The organism is Mangrovimonas sp. TPBH4 (assembly GCF_001280505.1).
GTDB lineage: Bacteria > Bacteroidota > Bacteroidia > Flavobacteriales > Flavobacteriaceae > Mangrovimonas_A.
The window spans coordinates 176,109-199,440 of the sequence record NZ_LBIO01000057.1; the positions used below are offsets into that span (position 1 = coordinate 176,109).

General features: G+C 39.5%; 21 protein-coding genes and 1 tRNA gene. 3 read left to right on the plus strand and 19 right to left on the minus strand.

What is annotated here, in order from left to right:
- Positions 1-48 precede the first annotated feature (48 nt).
- From udk to ZA05_RS13765, 3 genes are read right to left on the minus strand one after another with little or no spacing between them, the layout of a single operon-like run.
- Positions 49-654 carry a uridine kinase gene (udk, locus tag ZA05_RS13755; RefSeq protein WP_053992266.1) on the minus strand — a complete coding sequence of 202 codons (606 nt, stop codon included), beginning with the start codon at positions 652-654 and terminating at the stop codon, positions 49-51.
- Between the two features lie 46 nt (positions 655-700).
- The gene (locus ZA05_RS13760) at positions 701-1,087 is read right to left on the minus strand and encodes a cytochrome c (RefSeq protein WP_053992372.1); all 387 of its coding nucleotides are present in this window, start codon (positions 1,085-1,087) and stop codon (positions 701-703) included.
- 17 nt (positions 1,088-1,104) lie between these two features.
- A complete protein-coding gene (locus tag ZA05_RS13765) occupies positions 1,105-2,214 on the minus strand; it encodes a PQQ-dependent sugar dehydrogenase (protein WP_053992267.1) in 1,110 nt (369 codons plus the stop codon).
- Positions 2,215-2,335: 121 nt separating this feature from the next.
- Here ZA05_RS13765 and ZA05_RS13770 point away from each other — a divergent pair.
- Positions 2,336-2,410 (plus strand) — tRNA-Pro (locus ZA05_RS13770).
- A gap of 169 nt (positions 2,411-2,579) precedes the next feature.
- Here ZA05_RS13770 and ZA05_RS13775 read toward each other — a convergent pair.
- From ZA05_RS13775 to ZA05_RS13820, 10 genes are all read right to left on the minus strand, one after another.
- Complete coding sequence (locus ZA05_RS13775; protein ID WP_197276097.1) at positions 2,580-2,960, minus strand: DUF1428 domain-containing protein; 381 nt, start codon at positions 2,958-2,960, stop codon at positions 2,580-2,582.
- Positions 2,961-3,053: 93 nt separating this feature from the next.
- A complete protein-coding gene (locus tag ZA05_RS13780) occupies positions 3,054-4,391 on the minus strand; it encodes a retropepsin-like aspartic protease (RefSeq protein ID WP_053992269.1) in 1,338 nt (445 codons plus the stop codon).
- Entirely contained in the window at positions 4,381-5,034 is a 654-nt protein-coding gene (locus ZA05_RS13785) for a GIN domain-containing protein (RefSeq protein ID WP_053992270.1), read from the minus strand. Before ZA05_RS13785 ends, ZA05_RS13780 begins: the two co-directional genes overlap by 11 nt.
- Before the next feature lie 67 nt (positions 5,035-5,101).
- Complete coding sequence (locus tag ZA05_RS13790; protein WP_053992271.1) at positions 5,102-5,644, minus strand: Crp/Fnr family transcriptional regulator; 543 nt, start codon at positions 5,642-5,644, stop codon at positions 5,102-5,104.
- A gap of 149 nt (positions 5,645-5,793) precedes the next feature.
- Positions 5,794-6,336: a hypothetical protein gene (locus ZA05_RS13795; RefSeq protein ID WP_053992272.1), complete on the minus strand. Its 543-nt coding sequence runs from the start codon at positions 6,334-6,336 to the stop codon at positions 5,794-5,796.
- A gap of 422 nt (positions 6,337-6,758) precedes the next feature.
- Entirely contained in the window at positions 6,759-7,235 is a 477-nt protein-coding gene (locus tag ZA05_RS13800; protein WP_053992273.1) for a hypothetical protein, read from the minus strand.
- Positions 7,236-7,237: 2 nt separating this feature from the next.
- Complete coding sequence (locus ZA05_RS13805) at positions 7,238-8,383, minus strand: efflux RND transporter periplasmic adaptor subunit (RefSeq protein WP_053992373.1); 1,146 nt, start codon at positions 8,381-8,383, stop codon at positions 7,238-7,240.
- A 26-nt stretch (positions 8,384-8,409) separates the two neighbouring features.
- A complete protein-coding gene (locus ZA05_RS13810; RefSeq protein ID WP_053992274.1) occupies positions 8,410-12,738 on the minus strand; it encodes a CusA/CzcA family heavy metal efflux RND transporter in 4,329 nt (1,442 codons plus the stop codon).
- A gap of 119 nt (positions 12,739-12,857) precedes the next feature.
- Positions 12,858-14,228 carry a HAMP domain-containing sensor histidine kinase gene (locus ZA05_RS13815; RefSeq protein ID WP_053992275.1) on the minus strand — a complete coding sequence of 457 codons (1,371 nt, stop codon included), beginning with the start codon at positions 14,226-14,228 and terminating at the stop codon, positions 12,858-12,860.
- A complete protein-coding gene (locus tag ZA05_RS13820) occupies positions 14,225-14,893 on the minus strand; it encodes a response regulator transcription factor (protein ID WP_053992276.1) in 669 nt (222 codons plus the stop codon). Before ZA05_RS13820 ends, ZA05_RS13815 begins: the two co-directional genes overlap by 4 nt.
- A 454-nt stretch (positions 14,894-15,347) precedes the next feature.
- Here ZA05_RS13820 and ZA05_RS13825 point away from each other — a divergent pair, with 454 nt between their 5' ends.
- Entirely contained in the window at positions 15,348-16,205 is an 858-nt protein-coding gene (locus ZA05_RS13825) for a VOC family protein (protein WP_053992277.1), read from the plus strand.
- 17 nt (positions 16,206-16,222) lie between these two features.
- Positions 16,223-16,393, plus strand: a complete 171-nt coding sequence (locus ZA05_RS18230; protein ID WP_157514713.1) for a hypothetical protein — start codon at positions 16,223-16,225, stop codon at positions 16,391-16,393.
- 202 nt (positions 16,394-16,595) lie between these two features.
- On the opposite strand, the gene ZA05_RS13830 is transcribed toward ZA05_RS18230, so the two are convergent.
- From ZA05_RS13830 to ZA05_RS13855, 6 genes are all read right to left on the minus strand, one after another.
- Positions 16,596-17,630: an MBL fold metallo-hydrolase gene (locus ZA05_RS13830; RefSeq protein WP_053992278.1), complete on the minus strand. Its 1,035-nt coding sequence runs from the start codon at positions 17,628-17,630 to the stop codon at positions 16,596-16,598.
- Between the two features lie 256 nt (positions 17,631-17,886).
- Entirely contained in the window at positions 17,887-18,342 is a 456-nt protein-coding gene (locus tag ZA05_RS13835; RefSeq protein WP_053992279.1) for a protease complex subunit PrcB family protein, read from the minus strand.
- Between the two features lie 408 nt (positions 18,343-18,750).
- Entirely contained in the window at positions 18,751-20,313 is a 1,563-nt protein-coding gene (locus ZA05_RS13840) for an arylsulfatase (RefSeq protein WP_231632498.1), read from the minus strand.
- A gap of 351 nt (positions 20,314-20,664) precedes the next feature.
- Positions 20,665-21,405 carry an intradiol ring-cleavage dioxygenase gene (locus ZA05_RS13845; protein WP_053992280.1) on the minus strand — a complete coding sequence of 247 codons (741 nt, stop codon included), beginning with the start codon at positions 21,403-21,405 and terminating at the stop codon, positions 20,665-20,667.
- Between the two features lie 107 nt (positions 21,406-21,512).
- Complete coding sequence (locus tag ZA05_RS13850; RefSeq protein WP_053992281.1) at positions 21,513-22,196, minus strand: LytTR family DNA-binding domain-containing protein; 684 nt, start codon at positions 22,194-22,196, stop codon at positions 21,513-21,515.
- The gene (locus ZA05_RS13855; protein ID WP_053992282.1) at positions 22,193-23,248 is read right to left on the minus strand and encodes a sensor histidine kinase; all 1,056 of its coding nucleotides are present in this window, start codon (positions 23,246-23,248) and stop codon (positions 22,193-22,195) included. Before ZA05_RS13855 ends, ZA05_RS13850 begins: the two co-directional genes overlap by 4 nt.
- Positions 23,249-23,332: the final 84 nt, after the last annotated feature.

A 23,332-nucleotide genomic window follows, 5' to 3' on the forward strand; every position in this document is an offset into this window, starting at 1 on the left:
ATGGATTTTTAAAGGGCTTAAGGTATTTTATTTTAAAGGTCAACTAGATTATAGGCTTTGGTTGATAATGGATTTTACAATGTCTATGGCTACCGTATTGTATCTATTATTAGGGATAATGATATCGGCATATTCCTTGGTAGGCTCTATAAATTGTTCATGCATGGGTTTTAGAGTGTCCTGATAGCGCGACAGAACTTCGTCCAAATCCCTTCCGCGTTCGGTAATATCCCGTTTTAGACGACGGATCAAACGCTCGTCGCTATCGGCATGTACATAGATTTTAATATCGAACAATTTGCGTAATTCGGGGTGGGTAAGGATTAAAATACCTTCTACAATCATCACTTTGGTAGGGGAGGTTGTGACGGTTTCTCCCGTACGGTTATGCTTTACGAACGAATAGACAGGCTGTTCGATAGCGTTTCCCTGTTTGAGTTCTTGAAGGTGCTCCTCTAGCAATTCAAAATCGATGGACCTAGGATGGTCAAAATTGATGGCTGAACGTTCCTCGAAACTAAGGTGTGTGGTATCTCTGTAGTAAGAATCCTGCGATATTATACCAATCTCACCATCAGGCGATTGTTTGAGTATCTGGTTCACTACCGTTGTCTTGCCACAGCCGGTTCCTCCTGCAATCCCTATAACTAGCATAATTCCTCTTTATTGATGAAGCAAATTTAAATATTTACAAGAATAATCAAGGACGAATTTCCGAAACTTCTTTTTCGGTCACCATTTTATCGTTTTGGTTGCCCCATGAATTGGTAATGTAATTCATGACATCGGCCACTTCTTTGTCGGAAAGTCCCATGGGGGCCATGGAGCCTTTAAATGTGTTGCCGTTGACCACGATAGTGCCGGAAAGCCCATATTTTATGGCCTTGATACTTTCTGTTCGGTTGTTCATTAGGTAATCGGCTTTTGCCAAGGGAGGAAAGGCTCTTGGAATGCCTTCGCCATTGGCCATATGGCAGGTCATGCAGAAGTTTTCATAAACCACTTTTCCTTTTTTTATACTGTCCTGTTGGGCGGCATTTTGTACCGGCGTATATTCGTTTGCACCCAAAGCGAGGTATAATACCATAAAGAGGTTGTATAGATTCATTGTTTTGAGGGTAATAGTTTGACAATTCCTAAGTTTTCAATGCCTACATAGATGTAGCCATCGGGTCCTTGAACCACAGAGCGCACACGTCCCAAACCGTCCAATAGACGCTCTTCCTTGACGACTTTGTTGTGGTTCAAATAACAGTTGTCAAGGTACTGAAATTTTAAAGATCCTACCAATAAATTTCCTTTCCAGTCGGGATATTTGTCACTGGTTATAAAGGCCATTCCGCTAGGAGCAATGGAAGGGACCCAATAGTGAATAGGTGGTTCCATACCCGGAAGAGAAGTATTCTGGGTGAATTTGGTACCACTATAGTTGACGCCATAACTGGCCAACGGCCAACCGTAGTTGGCACCCGCCTTGATGATGTTGATTTCGTCGCCTCCTTTAGGCCCATGTTCATGGCTCCAAATGTCTCCAGTTTGAGGATGTAGGGCCAGCCCTTGAGGATTGCGGTGGCCATAGGAGTATATTGCGGGTTTTACATTTTGCGTGTGGATAAATGGATTGTCTGTTGGGATACTTCCGTTATCATGAAAACGGTACATTTTTCCTCCATCACGGCTTAGGTCTTGGGGATTTTCGTCTCTATTACCGCGTTCCCCGATAGAAAGATATAGATACCCTTCAGTATCGAAGAGGATTCGGGATCCAAAATGTTGGCCTTTGGTAGTATTGGGAGTGGCTTTATACAACAATTGATGTTCTACAAGACCATTGCCCTGAAGCTTTGCGCGCATGAGAGCAGTGTTACCACCTTGGTCATCACCTTCGGAAGACGCGTAAGAGAGGTAGATCCAATCATTCTCTTGGTAATTGGGGTGGAGTTGGATATCCAATAAGCCGCCTTGTCCTCGGTTGTAAACCTCGGGGACACCTTTAATATTGATTTTTGTGCCGTTTTTGAAATGTATTAACGCTCCTTTTTTTTCGGTAATGAGTATGGAATTATCAGGGAGAAACACAAATCCCCATGGGATATCGAGGTCCTTGACGACGAGCTCATAACTATGGTTATCATTCACTTGTGTTTTGTTTTGCCCACAGGAGTAGAGGGTAAGCGTGAGACTGCATATAATTGCAAGGTTTTTGAATGTCATTGGGCAATTTTATTAGGTTTTTAAATTTATGAATAATTGTTGTTGGTTTTTAAAGAAAAGCTATATATTTGCACACCCAATTTAAGGGCATTGCGATGTTCTTATGGATTAGATAACCACTCGGGGTGTAGCGTAGCCCGGTTATCGCGCCTGCTTTGGGAGCAGGAGGTCGCAGGTTCGAATCCTGCCACCCCGACAAAAAGCCGAACAGAGATGTTCGGCTTTTTTTGTGGATTGGGTTTGATACAAATACTTTGTTATGAAAGGCATTCCTATATAAGGCAAAAACAAAAGAAATGCATGTAATTAGGCACTGTCAGCTGCTGTTTGAACTCCATTAGCAGACTTGCTTGATATTTCAAATTCTATTGTTTGGATTGTATCAAAGGCTTGAACCCTCCGTAGATCATTCTGCTGGGATCAAAAATCAATTTTTTAGGGATCATTAATGGTTCTACCAATTCTTTCATCCTTGGGTCTGTAGGTACTTTTTGGTTAGCTAAGTCGCGAATCTCCTTTGATGGAAAAAGCACCCAGCCAAAGATGAGTTCCTCGTCTTCTTTAAGGTCTACACTTTCAATAAAAGATTTTGTGCCGTCTAAATGCAGATCGTCACCAACAAATTCAAAGTAAGCAATGGCTCCATACTCTTTCCAAATCTCAGCTACTTCTTCGGCCACTTGTTTATAGGCGTCCAGATACACCCTAGGAATGGGAAGAACGAAGCCATCAATGTAGTTTGTCATGTTAGTATATTTTTTTGGTTGCATTTGGTTTGTTGTTTTGGTTTTGATCCAAATTTAGGAAGTAAACCACAAGGACTAGAAGTCTATAATGGCTTATTTAAAAATCACCGAACTGTATTTAAAACTAATGATCATTTCATCAAACTGTTTGATAAAATCCTGACCTAGATTGCCATAGAAATGATCGACGTCTGCTTCTATATCGTTTTTATGAAGTTGCAAGCTGCTTAGAGTGGTTTTGGAATTACCAATGCTTAAAGGGATGCTATCCATAACATAACCTTCAAACTCAATAATGCCGCCCGCACTGCCAGATGTAAAGGTTTGAGCGGTATAGTGCAGTTCAATTTCTTCCTTATATTTTCTGTAAAACGGCGCATAAAGAGAGGTGCTTTTGGCCCCAGTATCAAATCCAAAGCTTAAGGTGTCGTTTTGGTATTTTACGGCAATGATAGGTGTAAGGCCGTCCAAAGCAAAGTTGTTTTGCTTGTAGTCAATTGCTGTTTTGGGAGTGAAGATGCTATTGTCTTTTGAAATGCGCACTTCCTCCATGGCTTCAATAACAGGAAACCCAATAATTCCGTTGATAAAATACTCAATTTGCGGAAAGGAAATATCCTCATCATTCAAGACCAAAAACACCACGTTTTTAAACGTAAGATTTCCTATGTTGAGTTCTTTGGCAATGGCCAAATCACTATCTACCTTTTCACCTGTGAAAGCGGTAACATAAAAATCCGACTCGATGTAGGTGAGGCCCAATTCTTCGACCAAGGATCGTTTTATAACTGAAATATTGGCGCCAGTATCAAAAATGTAATTGTAGGTTTTGTTGCTAATAGAGACGTCAATATTAAACAGTCCCACCTTGTCTTTGGTCATGGGGATTGTCGCGTCCTCACTTTTGATAATTTCTTGGGGCCCTATGTTTGCCAAGGATGTCCAAATCTTTAATTCGTTTTCCAAATTTTCAATTTTTGCGGAGTCATTCACAAGGCGGTAATTTTTCAAGATATGTGCACTGGTTGCTGCCGCAGCCTTATATTGATATAGATTTACATGGTTTAAAAGTTTGGTGTCGTAAATCCTGTTGAACATGGTGTCATTAAGATGCAAAGTTTCCAAATTGAGCAATTCGGCAATTTTGGAATTGGATGCTTCTAAGTCGTTAAAACGATTCAGAATGATAGCCTCATAGTAGAGGCTATTTTCTTGGTTCAGATTATTTTTTTGGGAGTAGTAACGCTTTTTTAATTGAAAGAAATCCTGTACTTCAATTAAGCTATCCAATTCTTCTGTTAGCTTGGTATCGTTAAGTGTTTTTTGAACCGATTGGGCACAAGACACTGTAAGTGCCGTAATGAAAAGCATTAAGTATCTCATAGGTGACTTTAAATGTTTAGGTTGGTTTTGAGCTTTTTTAGTTGACATTGGTTACTTCTCCAGATCCCGTAATTTGGGCAGAGATAACGGGATTACCAATATAATAAATATTGCCGCTACCTTCAATGTTTACGTCCAATTGATTGCTGCAATTCACTTCACAATCGCCACTGCCTTCAATTTTTATATTGCCGTGGTCGATGAAGAAATCAAACCCGTGAAACTCTCCAGTACCTTCATTTGTAAGACTTAGGCCTTCGGATATGCCATACATGGTAATATCTCCAGTTCCAGAATTGTCGATATTAAAATTGCCTGCTAGATCCACATCCATCACGGTGATGTCTCCAGTACCTGAATTTTTGATGCTGGTAATATTTGCTGCTTGAATTGTGGCCTTTACTGTGATGTCCCTGTAGTTTTTATCCTCGTCCAAGTATAACTTCAGGGTGTTGTTGCTCACTTCTGTTTTGACCAAATGAATGATGTTATTGTCGGCTGTTATTTCCACCAATTGGTCGCTGCTTTGGATGATATGTAGTTCAAAAACACCTTCACTCTCAATTTTGGTGAATGTTGGCAACTCTCTAGATTGGCTTGTATCTACGCCTGATTCTTCAATGGTATCAACCGAACAGGCGCACAATAGGAATAGGGCAAAGGCCAATGAAATTGCGGATTGTTTTGTCATGGTTTTATGTTTTTATGATTGATCCAACAAAACTATAATGCTAAAAATATATTTACATTGATCTAAATCAATATTTTACAGTTTTAAGTTTGGCTCTCACTCGCGACAATGTTTCTGGGGTCATATCTAAATAGGACGCAATGATATGATGAGGAATTCGGTTAAAAAGGGAGCTGTTTTTTACGCTGAATTCCAATAGTCGTTGTGTTACATTTTGGGTAAGCCCTGCGAGTTCCTTTTTGTGTTTTTCAATGATAAAGTCTTTTAGTTTGGCACTTTCAAAGGCAAGGAAATCTGGTTGGGAAGTACTTCGGTTGTCGAGTTCTTTTTTTGTCCAGTACAACAGTTTGGTATTTAGTAAGGCCTGACAGTTTATATAGGAGGGTTCGCCAGTCCAAAAGCTAATGTTGGAGGAATAGAAAAAATCATTTTCCTTGGAAAGTCTAATGGTTTTTTCATTTCCTTTCAAATCAATGACAAAATGCCTTACTACGCCTTCCTTGACAAAGTAGGCTCTTTTCGAGAGGTCTCCCTGCCGCAGGATGTAGCCATTTTTGGAATATTCAATGTCTTTCCCGGACTTTAAAAATTGTTCGATTGAAAATGCCATCTTTTATAGCTCTGTGGTTATAAGACGACAAGTGATTGAATTTGTAACAGTTGGGGATAGGTCTTTCCACTAAAATTTTTCCAATAAGAAGTTTTAGGAAGATATTAAGACCTTATGGTTTCAATCAGAAAATACAATTTGTTTGGATGTTAATTTATGCTTTCCGGCTGTTTTGGGTGAATCAAATTTCCATAAATTTCATAAAACTCCTCATTTTCAGAATTATTGTTTTGTATTAAATCGGCAAAAAAGTTGGTGAGTGAAACTTTTACGGGTGAAGTATCCGACAATTGGTCTGTTTCATTTTCGTCAAACACCATTACAGAGGCATAGACATATTTCCATTCTTCCAACCCGTTGGTCAATATTGTGTATTTTTTACCATTGGAGAAAACATCAATATTTTCCCAAACTAGTATGGGATGTTTACTATTACTTGGAAATATTTCTCTATTCCATTTTCCGTATTTGTCATACATTACTTTATGGGTGGAGAAAGGAGAATAAACGCATTCAAATCGAATTTCATTGAATGCTATGGTGTCGTTATTGTAAACCGTTTTATATTTTTCATGTAATATTTCTTTGAAATCATTTTTGTAGATTTTTGGACACTTATTGTCTTTTGTTGCTTTATGAGAAGCGCAAGTCAATAGCAATGATAAGCAGATAGAGGTTAAGATGTATTTCATGAAGGTTTAAATATTTTGAGGATTTATGTGTGATTGGTTCAATTGGAGCTTTATGAATTATCGATAGAGTTCAATAAAATTAGTCATTTCTTTTAATTTTTGTAAGAAAAATCAATTCGGTATTAAAAATAGGAGAGGATGGTAAACTATGCCATACGTATTATTGGGTAATTTTTAGCTCACGTCCCCAATTGCTGTTGTGAAATTATAAATTCCAAGTTCATGGCCTTCAAAGCAGTAGTCAAGTGTCATTATGTTCCACATGATAAGTTTTTCCATTTTTTGAGCTATTTAGGGGGAATAATGGTACGTCTATTTAAATATAATCTAGAGTTGGATAAAGTTAGCTATTTTTCAACGGAGGTCTATTAGTGTTTTCAAAAAGAGAAGGATAAATATGTGTGGTATACCATTTCGAACATTTAGTCGCTCAAGTTTTCCAATGGGATCATTTGGGTGTGGGTTCTTATTTCTGAATGTCGTATGGCGTGGCCACTGCTTCCTACATAAATTGCTAGGCTGGCATTAATAAGGGCTAAGAGTAATACGCAAACTGTTATGATTTTGTCGTATTGTGAGAACTTTACATTTACAATAAAACCGATTAGCGATAGTGCTCCCAACAATAGAGAAGCAGCAAAAAATACCTCGGCGTATTCCGCGTGTTTATGAATGAGGGTTTCACTTATATTGCTCACATTGTCAAGTACAATTTTGGCGCCTTCTCCAGAGTAGAAGGCAAAAATGGATATCAAGGCACTAAAGATAAAGATAGCATAAGCCGTAAGCTTTACTGTGTTTTGTTCTAGAATCATTCCCGCTATCAAGACAAGGATACCCAAGAAGATGCCTACCAGAGGTAGGTGGGTAAGCGCCAAGTGCAACTGTGCAGAGTTCATGACTAGTCCATTATTAAATTAAAGGCGCCTTTTATTAAAAATTGTGTGTCGTCCTTAAAATCCTGTGCATTCAAGATTTCAGTTTGATTTTTATCGGTCATACCAGGGCGTACTTCTTTTTGGAGGAAGGTATAGCCTGTGTCTGTTTTTTCATGAAGCATTAAAACCACATGCCTACCATCCGTCTCTACAATAGCTTCGGAGGGCAAAGCTGGTTTAGAAGTCGATGTGGTAAAAATTTGAGCTTCTATATACATGCCAGGTGCAAAGCCTATTTTTTCAGCCTCTTCCGAGAGGTGGCCATGAATGGCAATGGTTCTTTTTTCTGGATCCACCGCTTTGTTGATTAAATGGACTTCCGCTTGGTAAATACTGTTGTCCTCATCTTGAATTTTAAACAGGATGGGCTGGCCAATTTTAATTTTTTGCAGTTCCTTTTCAAAGACATTCAGCTCTAAATGTAGGTGGGTGGTATTTACAATGGTAGCAGCGACCTCTGATGGATTTAGATACGCTCCCTTGGTAACATTCACTTTGGTAATGTAGCCATCGATAGGGGAGGTTATGGCAATGCTGGTATGAATATTGTCCAGGGAAAGGGACGTTGGGTCAATATTCATAAGTGTTAGCTTTTTGGCTATGGACTCAAATGTTGCCAGGGTTACCAAATAATCGGATTCTGCCTTAAGGAAGCTCTTTTGGGAACTTACCTTTTCTTGAGCCAGGGCTTTTTGTCGTTCATAATCCGATTTTAAATAACTAAGCTGCCCCTTAGCCTCAAGGTATTCCTGTTGTATTTGCACATATTGTGGGTTTTCAAGCGTAAAAAGTGTTTGGTTGCGTTTTACATATTCGCCGGGAAGTAATTTGATACTTTTAATGGTACCCGAAAAATAGCTGCTAATGGAGGCTTTGTTTTCTGGGGGAACATCAATCATTCCCATTGCTTTAACCGATTGCTGAAAGGGCTGCACTTGCAATTGCCCTAGAACCATATTAGAGGATTTGAATTGGGTTTTGGATAGTTGAATACTCCCGTTGTCCACATTGGGATTCGCCTCTTCTAATGGGATTTCCTTTTTATTGGAAGTGCAGGATGCCATCACAAGGAGTGAGGTATATATGAAAATGATAAGTTTGGTTTTCATGGTCTTATTTTTAGAATACTTCATTTTTAGGGTATTAAATAATTGCCTTCCAGCACTGTCATGTTGTATTGGTATAGGGCAGTGAGGTAATTGGTTTCTATGTCTTTGGCATTTTCCAGTAATTGGATGTATTGCAGGAAGTCTATTTCGCCATTTTGAAATGCTTGCAAAGCATGGAACACCGTTTGTTCAGACAATTCTTTACCCGATTGTTCATAATAGTTAAGGGCTTCTTGAAATCTTCTAAGGTCCGATTGTATGGCTAGAAATTTGGCCGACATTTGTATTTTTTGATTTGCTCTTTCAAGGTTAAGAACGCTATTGGCTGTTTGGGCAGCACGTATTTTTGATCTTTGCGAACCAAACCAAACAGGAATGGCAACCCCTACTTGAAAGCCTGAGTAAGATTTTGAATCAGGCCCATTGTTGGTACCATTGAAAATTGAGAAATTAAGACCGGGTAGTAACTTTTGTTTTTCCAATTGCACTTGTCTCTCGGTAAGGTTGGCCGCATCTCTGTAATATTGCAGGGTAGGATTATTAATAGTGTCCAAAGGGTGTAACTCTAATTTTACCAAAGCAGAGGGAGTTATGGTGTAGGTGGAATCGGTTTGAAGCCATTGCCCCAATACCATATTGGATTTGTGAATGTTCTCTTCGGCCTGTTGTAGTTGCAATGAGATTTCTTTCTTTTTGGTTTCAGCTGTTAGTTTCTCAAGATAATTCGATTCTCCCATTTCAAACTTTCTATTCGCTGCATAGGCAAAAGCTGTATAAAGACTGTCTAGGTAAGTGTAGTTTTGCTTCATGTTTTGCCAATAGGCAATTTCATAATAAGTCTTTAGGACTTCTTTGATAAGGATGAATTCATCCATCTTGTATTGGTCCTCCGATAATTGATGTTGGCCTTTCATAACATTGCGTTGGGCGCCATAGACGGTAGGGAATTGTATGGATTGATTTATCCCCCACACATCTAAGGGAAGGTTGTTGGGGGCTATGTTATTATTGTCCTTATTATAATAAATCTCTGTTTTACCAATATCAACAGCGCTGCCAATTAATTGATCGCTTTGATTTACTTTTAAAGCAGATGCTTGAAGCCCTTGATTGTTTTCTAAGGCTATGGCTACTGCTTCTTCTGGAGATAGGGGGGTATTTTGACTTATTATAAATTCTGGCCATATCATTATACTTAAGGTAATTAGGGTTGCCGCTTGGCGCTTAAGATTTGAGCGCTTGCCTTTTCTATCAAAAATGGCATAGAGGACGGGCAATACAATGAGGGTTAGGGCTGTTGCTGATATTAATCCCCCAATTACTACTGTGGCCAATGGTTTTTGTACCTCGGCGCCTGCCGAAGTAGAAATAGCCATAGGGAGGAAACCTAATGCTGCTGCAGATGCCGTTAGTAATACGGGACGGAGTCTATTCTTGGTCCCCATTAGAATGCGTTCGTTGATATTATTGATACCATGTGCTTTTAGATCTTTGAACTCTTCAATAAGAACAATGCCATTTAATACTGCAATTCCGAATAGGGCAATGAAGCCTACACCGGCCGAGATACTGAAAGGAAGTCCTCTTAAGTAAAGTAGAATGACTCCGCCTATGGCAGACATAGGGATAGCACTGTAAATGATCAGGGCTTCCTTAACCGAATCGAAAGCAAAGTAGAGCAGCACGAATATCAAAACAAGTGCAATAGGAACGGCAAACATGAGGCGTTCACGGGCCGTTCTTAGATTTTCAAATTGACCACCATATTCTATGGTGTAGCCCACGGGAAGTTTGATTTGCGCATTAATTAGCTTTTGTACATCTTTTACTACAGATTCAAGGTCTCTGTTTCGCACATTGACTCCTACCACAATCCTTCTTTTTGTGTTGTCGCGTGAAATTTTTGCAGGACCTTTTGTATAATTGATGGTCGCAAATTCACTTAGGGGTAATTGATTGCCGTTTGGTAGTTGAATTGTTGCTGTTTCAATATCTTGAATGTCCCGGTGGTGCTCCTTATCATAGCGGACTACCAAATCAAATTGCTTTTCACCTTCAAAGACTGTACCGGCGGGAGTGCCAGCAAAGCCTGTGGTAACGATATTGTTTAGGTCTGCCACGTTCAATCCGTATTTTGCTATTTTCATCCTATCGTATTTAACAGACATTTGCGGAAGCCCGGCCACTTTCTCAACGGTAATGTCTGAGGCTCCTTCCACATGCTGAATTGTTTTTTCTATTTCCAGAGCCTTTTTATACAAGATGTCGAGATCCTCTCCAAAAATCTTAATGGCCAAGTCGGCCCGTACACCTGTAATGAGCTCATTGAAACGCATCTCGATTGGTTGGGTGAACTCAAAATCGACACCCGGTATTTCCGAAAGGGCTTCCTTGAATTTATCGGCCAGTTCATCCTTGGACCCCGCAGAAACCCAATCGCCTTTTGGAATCAGTTTAATGATGACATCGCTTTCTTCCATAGACATGGGGTCTGTAGGGACTTCGGCAGCCCCAATGCGGCTTACTACCTGTTCCACCTCAGGAAATGTTTTTAATATATTTTCGATACGTGTGGTGATTTGGGTGGTCTTGCTCAGAGAAGTTCCTGTTTTAAGTACAGGTTGGATAACGAAATCGCCTTCATCTAATGTTGGAACAAATTCGCCGCCCATTTTTGTAAATAGGAAGAACGTCGCGATAAGTAGTGAAAATGCCAATGTTAGAACCAACTTTCTATTTTTTAGGGCCCAAGCCATGGTGGGTTTGTATTTACTTTCCAGAAAAGAAACGAGACGAGATGAAACGGTAGTTTTATTGGGATCTGTAGGTTTGATAAATAAGGAAGCCATAACCGGAACATAGGTAAAGCAAAGTAGCATGGCTCCAATTAGGGCAAAGCAAAATACTAGGGCCATAGGGCGAAACATTTTGCCTTCCACACCAACCAAAGATAAAATAGGTATGAATACAATGATGATGATGAGTTGCCCAAATACAGCTGAATGCATCATTTTACTTGCTCCCATGTGAGTGATGTTATCTATAAAATTTTGTTTTTCTGTGTCAGGGATTGATAGTAGTTTACTTCGTTGAGTGGTGATTTTATAAGCGATATATTCCACTATAATGACAGCCCCATCAATAATAATCCCAAAGTCTATGGCTCCTAGGCTCATTAAATTAGCGTCTACACCAAAGATGTACATCAGGGAAAGGGCGAAGAGCAGGCACATAGGGATTACTGAAGCAACTACTAATCCAGAGCGAAAATTACCTAGTAATAGGACAACCACAAAAATCACGATCAAACAACCCAAGATGAGGTTTTCTGCAATGGTTAAGGTAGTTTTTTCAATAAGCTCACTTCTTTCAAGAAATGGATTGATGCTTATGCCGGGAGGTAGTGTAGGAGCAATTTGTGCCACGCGTTGCTTTACAGCTTCAATTACCGCTTTGGAATTGGCGCCCTTCAACATCATTACTTGGCCTAATACTTTTTCGCCTTCACCATTACCTGTAATTGCTCCAAAACGGGTAGCATGCCCAAATCCTACAGAGGCTACATCCCTAATAAAGATAGGTGTGCCTTCCCTGTTCTCGATCACAATATGTTCGATGTCCTGCAATGATTCTACCATGCCTTCACCTCTCACAAAATAGGCTTGGTTTGTTTTTTCGATATATCCACCTCCGGCAATGCTATTGTTTTTTTCGAGGGCTGTAAACGCTTGCGATAAAGAAATATTTAGGCTTCTTAGTTTCTCAGGGTCTATGGCCACTTCATACTCTTTTAAATAGCCTCCCCAAGTGTTTACTTCCACAACTCCAGGGATACCCGATAGGTGGCGTTTCACAATCCAATCCTGAATGGTCCTAACATCCGAAAGGGAATATTGGTCTTTGTATTTAGGATCTACTTCAATTACATATTGATAGATTTCTCCCAATCCAGTGGAGATGGGGCCCATAAAGGGTTTGCCAAACCCTGCGGGGATTTTTTCCTCAGCGGCCTTAAGTTTTTCAGCAATAAGCTGTCTGGGTAAGTAGGTGCCAATGTTATCCTTGAAAACCACCGTAACCACCGAGAGTCCAAATTTTGAAATAGACCTGATTTCGTTCACATCAGGGAGATTTGCCATTTCTAGCTCTACGGGATAGGTGAGGAATTTTTCAACGTCCTCGGTGGCCAGATTCCGGGAAGTGGTAATGATTTGGACTTGATTGTTGGTAACATCTGGAACGGCACCAATAGGGATTTCTGTTAGCGAATAAATTCCAAACGCAATGATGCCAAAGGAAAACAGCAGTACGATTAGTTTATGATGGATACTATAGTGAATGATTTTCTCTAACATGTAACTGCTTGTTTTAATGCAGCATAAATGTAGAGGAGTAACCTAAAGCCTTGCTGAGGAGTTTCTTAAGATTGGCTTAAGATTTTGATTTTCTGAGTGTTTTGGAGGTTTTAGAAGTATTAAAAAAGGATGGTAACTTTGGTTCCTTGGCCAAGTTCACTTTCTATAGTTAAATCGGCCTGTATGGCATCGGCGCATTTTTTAGCAATGGAGAGTCCAAGGCCATTACCAGCCACTTGTTCGTGATTAAGGGTTTTCGATCTAAAAAAGCTTTCAAAGGCCTTGTTTAAATCTTCCTTTTTAATGCCTACTCCACAATCGCTAATAATACAGGCCACCCTTTTACCATTAGAATGGGCCTTAATTTGAACCGTGGAATTATTGTGCGAATATTTAATGGCATTGCTCAAAATATTGTCGATAATGATCTTGCTGTAATATTGAGGAACCGGCAACTCTTCATTGAAGTCCCTTTCGAGGTTTATGGAGATGTTCTTTGCGGTAATGTCTGTTTTATATTTTAAAATGGATTCATTGATAAGAGGAGCTAGGCTTACTTTTGCATTAGCCTGTATGGTGGATGAGGTTTCTGAATGGGCGATATGTAAAAGTTGCTCTAGGGTGGAGGTGATTTTTTCAATTTCTTTGAGGCCGAACTTAATTTTTTCCTCATATTCCTCCTGAGTTCTGGGTTTTCTGATGAGCACTTCTAAGGTTCCTCTTAAGGCGGCTAAGGGAGTTCTGAGTTCGTGCGAGGCATCTGATGTGAACTGTTTTTCTCTTTCCAAAGCTTTTTCTATACGTTCGAGCAGGGCATTGAAGCCAGTTGCGAGCATATAAATTTCATCTTGGTTTTGGGGAGGCGTTACCCTTTCCTTTAAGTTGTCTTTGGAAATGTGCGTAATGGTTTTGGTAATTTCCTGAATGGGAATGATACTTCTTCCCGCTAAGAACCGAGAGGTATAATACAGTCCTATAAGCACGATTAAAAAGGAAATCAATAAGATGTTTCTTAGCTGTTGAATGACGGAATACGCAGCCTCGGATGACATGGCTGCCAAGATGTATCCCTGGATTTTTCCGTTTTTTTCTACAGGAATTTGCACCTGCCTGATCTTACGGTCATTTAATTTTGTGTTGAAATGCCCTCCAAATTCTATGTCCTTAAAAGGAAGTTGTGCCCCTTTAAGATTGGGAGACTTATCCATCAAGCCACCTTCCTTGTTGATCAATTGAATAAAGACGGGATTTACCTGTAGTTCTCGGTGTTCCCGTTCTTCCCATTCGGCTTTATTGATGAAGTGAATGCTATCCCCAATCGTTTTAATTTCTCCAGCATGTTTTTCAGCCTCGTAAGATAGATCGCTATCTAGATTTCCAAGAACAGCACCTTTTACTACAAAGAATATGGCACTAAAGATCACGATCATGATTAAGGCCGTGGCCACCATGTAATGCAGTGCAATTCTATTCTTAAAATTTAAATTCATAATTCCTTTGCGATATAACCAACTCCCCGTACGGTTTGGATATAATTCTCTTCATCGGTCAACATGAGCTTTTTTCTCAAGGCATTTATATAAACATCAATAACCCCTGTGTTATATTCAAAATGAATGTCCCATACACTTTCTATAATACGGGTTCTTCGGCATACCTTATCTTTGTTTCTTAAGAGGAATTCCAAAAGGGCAAATTCCTTTTGGGTAAGATGTATTTCCTCTTCATTTTTAAATACTTGATGGGTGTCTATGTTCAGTTTAATATTTCCTAAGCTGAAAGTAGAGTGGTTGCCCGATTTGGGCCGTAATTGTACCCTGATGCGTTCCAGTAATTCTTCAAAATGAAAGGGTTTTTTTATGTAGTCGTTGGCTCCAGATTGCAATCCAAAAATAGTGTCGTCCAAGGTGTCCTTGGCCGTCAATAAAATAATAGGGGTAGAAGGAAACTCTTTGCGGTACTGTCTGCAAATTTCAATGCCACTCAACCCTGGGAGCATCCAGTCCAAGAGCAGAAGATCATACGCTCCAGATAAGGCCAAATCCAGTCCCGATTTACCATTGTCGGTTACATCCACAGCAAAAGCTTCCTCTTCCAGGCCTTGTTTTAAGAAGGAGGCAATTCCAGGTTCGTCTTCGACTACTAGTATTCTCATAATACAAAGATGCTTTGTGTTTTATAAAGTGTTTATTAGGTTCGTCTTAAGATTTGCTTAAAATCTCGATTGTTTTAAACCTTTTATTTCCTTCTCAAAATTTTGAGTACACGATTATAGATAATCTCAAAGTCCACGTGTTTTCGCCATTTTAAGGATTGTATGCTCAAGGTATCGAAGTTTTTCATCTCTATGTTAACCAGTGTTCGATTTTCCAATCAACAATATGCGTACGCATTGTTGGTTTAAAGATAGTTAATGAGAACCAATTTTCCCTATTGAAGTTTAGTTGTAACCCAATAAAAAGAAAAAGCAGTCCAGTTCCTTGGTGGGGTATAAATGACATTTCCGTTTGCAGGTATAGGTGATTTTTTTAATCATATTCCTCCTTCAATTATTTTAACAAAATTCTTATCTTTATATGAATAAACGTTCACTGTAAAACTCTGTAAATATGAAAGTTAGTCAAAATGGAATCCCCAAATTAATTGCCCTCTTGTTTTTGTTTTTTACGTTTTCATGCGATCAGACGGAGTATCCTACTTTGTCCTCCACTGATTCAATCCAATACAATCACGGTCAGATTGTTTGGCATGATTTGATCACTCCGAACCCAAAGCAAGCTATGGATTTTTATTCCAGTCTATTTGGATGGACCTACAAGTCGCTTGGAACCGATGACATGGCTTACCATGTCATTTATAGCGGAGGCCATGCTATTGGCGGTATTATTCCTTTAAATGTATCAACGCATCCTTCTGGGGAATGGCTAAGTTCTGTTTCAGTGACCGATGTTGACAAAGCGGTTGAATACAATACAGCCAAAGGAGGAAAGACCTTATTTAAACCTTCCAATTTTAAAGGGAGAGGTCGATCTGCCCTGGTTCAAGATCCACAGGGTGCTTATATTGCTTACGTGCATTCTGAGACTGGAGACCCTCAATTTCAAGTAGCCAATAATTCATGGCTTTGGAACGAGCTTTGGACCAATGACATTTCAGGCTCTCTAGGATATTATAAGGGGGTAGCTCCCTATGCGGCTGTGGAGAACAATGAAGAGAAGGTGCCTTATTTCATCTTGAAATCAGGAGACCAAAAGCTGTGCGGTGTAATGAAGAATCCGGTTGAAAATATGAGGTCTGCCTGGTTGCCTTACATTAAAGTAGTAGATGTAGAGAGTGTTACTACGAAGGCCACTTCTTTGGGTGCCAAAATAATGCTTGAACCTCAAGATAATATTAGAAATGGTACTGTTGCCATTATCCAAGATCCTAACGGGGCTCCTTTTGCCATTCAAATCTGGAATCAATAACATTAAAACTCCTTAAAATGAAAATAAAAAAATCCTTATTCGTAATCGTAGCTGTTTTTTTTCTATTCCTTTTGGCCGCATGTGGCTCTGCCCATACCAACGTGGGTGTTGACATGCGCTTCGGTCCTAATGGACCCCATGTATCACCTCATGTAGGTGTGGATTTTTATGGGGGTGGACGCCATTGATGTATTTTGACAGTTATAGATAGAAATTCCCTTCAATGACTGTTAACCTGTCGAAGGAAAATGATGTGTTTTTTTCATATCGAAGTGCATATTTGATAAATATTTTAGATAAAAAAACAAAGAGGCTGACATGACTTTTCATGCAGTCTCTTTTGGAATATTAGGGTAATTGAAAATTATGTTCAGCAGTTTGCAATGGGCCTTATTTCCACCAAATTGTATTCTCATGATTTTTATAATCGACCAATTCACCCAATTTTGGATGGATATGGGCACTCTTGTTGCCTTGTGCAGCATCTAAAAAAGCTTCTATGGGTTCTTGCCAACTGTGCTGCGCCAAGGAAAAACCTGCCCAGTGCACAGGCATGATGCATTGTACTTTTGCATCCAGGGCCGCCTGTACACTTTCTTCGGGAAACATATGAATAAGGTGCCAATTATGATTGTATTGGCCGCACTCCATAAACCCAAAATCGAAAGGTCCCAAACGTTTGCCAATCTCCTTAAAGTGTTTGCCGTAGCCACCATCGCCAGAAAACCATACGTTTTCATGAGGTGTTTTAAAGGCCCATCCTCCCCACAGGGATTTGGCCCTGTCGGTAAGTCCTCTACCTGAAAAGTGGCGGGTAGGAGTAAAGGAGATATCGATCCCTTCAAAGGAACTTTTTTCCCACCAATCGAATTCGGTGATTTGATCATTAGGAACTCCCCATTTCTCCAAATGACGCCCCACCCCCAAGGCCACATAAAACTGTTTCACCTTTGACCTCAGTTTTCTGATGCTTTTATAGTCTAAATGATCGTAATGGTCGTGGGTTATCAACACAAGGTCAATCTCTGGGAATTCTTCAATCAGGTCCAAGGTGTTTTTGCTAAATCTTTTTACAGGAAAGGGCGCAATTGGTGCTGCATCTGGTCCTAACATGGGATCAATCAGTAGGGTTTTTCCCAGCATGCGCATTAAGACCACGGAGTGGCCGTACCAAATAAATTTGGTGCCATCCGAAGCGGAAAGGAACTGTTCCTTGTCAAACCTTTCTATTGGGAGCGGCATTTTTGGTTCACGATTCAGCTTTTTGAAAAACTGTTTGTAAAGTAACTTTGGAAGGTTTTGGATGCTGATTGACATCGAGGTTGCCTCCAAGTTTTGAAATTTGTCCTTGCGCCAATTGGGGCTTTTGGCATATTTGGTTAAATGGTCGTTGCTGGGTTTTTCTCCGTAATGCTTCTTGTTCATTGTTGTGTTTTTGCTACTAAACTCCCTTGTATTTGGTTTTATTGGAAAGTATTGTGTTTTATTGGGCTACATCATATGTTACCCTAAAATGTGTTAACTACTAAAATCACGTAAAATTAGAATTTATATGTGATATTTTTTAGTCGTGGTAGCCATTAAATATTTTGCTTTTAGTTGGAATTGAATAAAAGTATCATTGCGTTAAATTTCAGTTTGAAATCCAACGCAATGAACTATGATAGCTGTAAGAAGTGGTTTATTGAAATACAATTGGCAAATTGGAAATTGGAATTTTAACAATGAGAAAAGGTTGTGTCATTACAGTAGTTGCAATATCGTCGGCACCTATAGTGTGTACCCTAAATAGGATGTTTTCGGGGGTGGTAGTCATATTAAATTCAAGACTATAGCCTCCATTAGTAAGGACTTCGCTAAATACGGCAATTACTAAGTATTGAGAAAAATCAATATCTGTTTCCGAAAAATTATCTGAAACATTATTTACAGAATTCATTTGGGCTAATAGAATTTTCCAGGCTCTTTCATTGGTAATAATTGTTTTCTGTTCTACTATTCCTTCAGCTCCAGCCCCATAAAGTTGGTCTTTAGCAATCAAGTCTGGTTCAATGTCTATCATGTTAACTTGGCTATCAGTGGGTTCGCAGTTCAAAATGAATATAGACAATAAAATAATTAAAGCATTTGTTCTCATGGTTTTATGGTTTTTTGATTAATGATGAACCGTTCAAAATAATTGTTTTTGAATGTTTAGAACCTATGAATGCTTATAACCTAGAAGCGTGTAGTTTTGTTAAGGTGTCAATCTTTATGAAGCAGTTATTCTTAACTTTTCTTGTCTGTGAATAATTTGTAAAAGACTGATTATGCGTAAGGTGGTTTAAAGTTACGATATAAAAATGGTAAAATGAACGATTTTTTATCTTATATGCAGTCCGAACCCTTTGGTTCAGTTTTTGAAGTTATCGTGAATGTCCGAAGGACATTTGCTTAAGTAGGAGCGTTAGTGCATCCACTAGCTTAAGACTTGAATTCTAAATAAAAAATCCAGTTTCACGCTATTTTCTGCTTGAAACTGGATTTAATATGTATTGAGTGTTTTTTAGTTTCCGCCTATAGTTGATTTTAGTTTTTCTTCAACGGCACTCAAATTAAAGGAGCCTGGTGTTTGACTAGGCGGATAGTCTTTCATGGTCATTAGGAAATTAGCTGCCAATGCCTGTATTGGGACCAATACATAGGCACGATCCAAAAGCCAATCGTAATAGGTGTTGGAGTTATGTTGGGCTTTTTCAAATGGATCCCGTCTTAAATTTTCAATAACTGGGACCCGAAGCTCTGCCCAGGGTTCCATCCAGACGCCAAATTTTTCACCCCTGTTTTCCAAAAAGATAACTTTCCAGTCATCATAACGTGCGGCTACAATTTGCCCGTCATCATTGACATACCAAAATTCGTGTCTAGGTGATTCCTCAGTTTTTCCTGTGAGGTAATCGGTTAAATCATATCCATCAATGTAATTTTTATAGCTTCTTCCATTAAGAGATGCACCGCTTTTGATTTTGTCCTTGATGCCAGGAGCTCCCGCTATGGACGCAAAGGTAGGCAGCCAGTCCTCATGCGATACAATACCATTTAAAGTTTTGTCTGCAGGGAAATGCCCTGGCCATTTGATAAAGGTTGGAACGCGGTAAGCACCTTCCCAATTGGAGTTTTTCTCTCCTCTAAAAGGCGTGGTTCCAGCATCTGGCCATGTGTTGTAATGTGGACCATTATCTGTAGAGTACATCACCACGGTATTGTCGGTTATTCCCAATTCATCCAGTAAATCCAGAAGTTGCCCAACATGCATATCGTGCTCTATCATCCCGTCTGTATATTCGTCATTGCCTTGATGGCGATGTTCTTCCTTAACATGGGTGCGGAAGTGCATTCTGGTGCCATTCCACCATACAAAAAATGGCTTTCCTGCTGCATTTTGTTTTTTTATAAATTCTTTGGCAGCAGCCACGGTTTCGTCATCAATAGTTTCCATGCGTTTTTTGGTCAATGGTCCGGTATCTTCAATACGTTGTCCACCTTTGCCATCGGCCCAAGTATGAAGCACGCCTCGAGGACCAAATTTTTCCAAAAAGGTTTGGCCATCTTTCATTTTCATATCTCTTGGATAATCATAGTTTTCCGGCTCTTCTTCGGCATTTAAATGGTAAAGGTTCCCCATAAACTCATCAAAACCGTGCATGGTTGGGAGGTGTTCGTCCAAATCGCCTTGGTGGTTTTTACCAAATTGGCCTGTAGCATAGCCTTGGCTTTTTAAAACGGTGGCCATGGTCACATCGGTTTTTTGCCAACCTTGGGCAGCTCCAGGCAATCCTACTTTGGTCATTCCTGTTCTTACCGGTACATTGCCTCCAATAAAAGCAGCACGACCTGCCGTACAACTTTGTTGGGCATAATAATCGGTAAAGGCAAGCCCTTCTTTAGCGATCCGGTCAATGTTTGGGGTTTTGTAACCCATCATACCTCGGTTGTTGTGGCTGATGTTCCAAGTACCAATATCATCTCCCCAGATAACCAAAATGTTTGGTTTGTTCTGGCTGAAGGTGAACAAAGGCAGCAGTAGCAGCAAAAGAATCATCCTTAGTGGGTGAAGTTTTTGTGTCATGATTTTTGAGATTAAATGATTAATTAATAGCTGTAAGTAGGAACTGAATTATAGAAGGGCTTGATAATCAGTATCTAATGTAAAAAAAAAGTCTAACTTTTACTACAAAAATCTGAAAATTAGTGAATTATGATAAAAAAAGTGAATTCAAGAGAATTTCTTTAAAAATTTTCAGCCATACGCTTAAGTTGTTGAAATAAAGTGAATAGGGAAGGACGTTGAGGGGCAGGAGAAATGAAAAGAGGTGCCAACATTAGGACACCTCTTTTCGGCTAACAACTCTAAAAATGGAAACATTGGAATTTTTAAGTAATTACTAAAGCTTCACTGTTATTGAAGTTTCACGCTAGTTTATACCGTAATCACTTTTGTTAGGGTGTATCCATCGGTGGTGTTTCCGGTGATGGAATCGGCCATGTTATCATCTAAACTGTCAGAGAACACATTATCGGTTTCATTGGCCGTGTCTGCGGTACCGTGGTATCCTGAAGTAGCATACACGGTATCACAAATATCTTTAGGGAAAGCAATTTGTGTGACTCTTAAGGAATTGCCATTTGCGTCCAAAATTTCTACATGGATATGTGGGGCTCTCCCCATGTACCATCCTGGAAAAATACTGATAAAAGAGGCTTGTCCGTTGGTATCGGTAGTTTGGCGTCCTCTTAAAAAATGCTCATTGGTATAATCGGCCTGCTGCATTTGCACCCCACCGTATTCCGAATAATTGCCGTCTGCATCGCAATGCCAAACATCAACCATGGCTCCTTGTATGGGATTACAGTCGTTATCTTTGTCTTGGATGGTAAGGGTCATGAGGAAGGCTACTCCAGAACGATCTCCTATAATGTTTTCCCTAACCAGCTGCGATGGTGTTTTGATGGGAAATGGGCCTTTGGTTTCGCTAGGGGACAGTTCGCAATCCCCTGAGGTGTTACCTGAATTTCCCCCAGAGTTATTCCCGGAAGTATCTCCAGTTACACCACCGGTTGTGCCATCATCATCGCTGGAACAGCCTGTTAGAACGGTTGGAATGGCAACAATGGTTCCAACTCCCAAAAGTCCGTTTTTCAAAAAATCTTTTCGTTTCATAAGTAGGATTTTTTTAATTATGCAAGCAAATTATGAAATGACTTAAAAAAAACGAATAAATAGAGGGGAATGCGAGAAATTTTGCGGTTTATTAACTAAATGCACTTTTAGGAGAGTGCATCTAAGTTCTTTTTGTAGCTGTTACCTATGGGAAGTTTTGCATAACCAAGATCCAATTCCTGTGCACCAATGCTCTTGATATTGTGTAATGGTACTATATAGGATTTGTGAATTCTGGCAAACTGTGTTTTCGGTAATTTTTCAAGGATCCCTTTCATGGTAGAGCGAGTCACTAAACTTTTTTGGTCCTGGATGTGAATTTTTACATAATCGTCCATAGCTTCCAGATATAGGATTTGACCAATGGGGATACGATGTAATTTATAGTCTGCCCTAATGGATAGTATTGACGTCGTGTTTTCTTGGCTTCTTTCAAGGTCAATGCTCTTTTTGGCTCTTGACACAGCTTCCGTAAAACGCTCTAAAGAAAAGGGTTTTAGCAAATAGTCTGTTGCATTCAAGTTGAAACCTTCTACGGCATATTCGTCATAGGCCGTGGTAAAAATGACCTTAACAGGTTTGCCAAGGGAGGCATAAAAATCGATACCGTTAATATTGGGCATTTCAATGTCCAAAAAAATTACATCAACAGGGAACTTGTTGATATATTTTTTTGCATTTGTAAGATTGGTAAAGGTTCTTTCAAGTTGGATATCTGAAATTGCCTCACAAAAGGTCTCAATGACCTTAAGTGCTAATGGTTCGTCGTCTATAGCAACCGCAGTTATCATGACAAGTCGAGTTTTAAAGCAATTTTAAACCTTCCAGAATCAACAGAGGTTGTTAATTTATGCGCATTTGGGTATACTATGTTTAGGCGGCGTTGGGTGTTTTTTAGGCCTTGCATGGTAGAGGATTGTTCGTCTTGATATTTGTTTGAAAAGGTGTTTTCCACTATCAAAAATAAGGAATTCTCCTTGTTTACAGAGAGGTCGATAACAATCTCTGAGTTGTTTCCTGCAGAAGGGCCGTACTTAAAGGCATTTTCAATAAAATTAATCAGCAACAGGGGAGCTATCTTTTTATTGGAAAAGTCCCCGGTAAAATTGGCTGTCACTGTGGTGTCATTGGAAAGACGAAGCTTTTGGAGAGCAATAAAATTTTGAATATAGTCGATTTCTTTTTTAAGATCTACCATTTTTTGGTCGCTTTCCGTGACCACATAGCGCATAAGATTAGATAATTTGATTACCGCTTTAGGGGCTTCGTCAGACTTTGTTAGGGTGAGTGCATATAGGCTGTTCAGGGTGTTGAACAGAAAATGGGGGTTGATCTGTGCTTTTAAATAGGAAACCTCGGTAGCCAATTTCTCGTTTTGTACGGCATGCAAATGTTCTTCCAATCTTAAAAACAAAGACAATAAAAATACTACGATGTAATGGAAGAAATAACTGTCTCTTGAAAAGATGCCAAATGGCAATAAAGGGTTTCTTGGCTGTGGGGGAAAAGAAGGCATCATGGGCCTTCCCATAGAATTTGGAAGCTGTTCCGGGATGAGCATTTGTGGCAAATTAAATACCAGCAAATACCCTAAAAGGGAAAGCCCCAAAAACCAAAGCCAACGCTTTTTTATGTAGAACTTGGGGACAATAAAATAGTAGTTGCCATAAAACACCAATACTAATAGGATGTAGCTTAAAAGGCTACGTTGAAAAGGTTTTACTTTTAGCATTTCCAAACCTGATCCTAGATCGGGAGAGGTTAAAAACGGAATGCTGACCAAGCCAATACCTATTAATAAATTGATAAGGAGGTATCGGTTATTAAAAGGGCTGAAATTCATATATCAAAAATACCTATTAAAGGTAATTCTTTGAAAAAAAAAGAGGTGTCTAGTTGTATCAAAGCGGTGAACAGGAGGGAATTA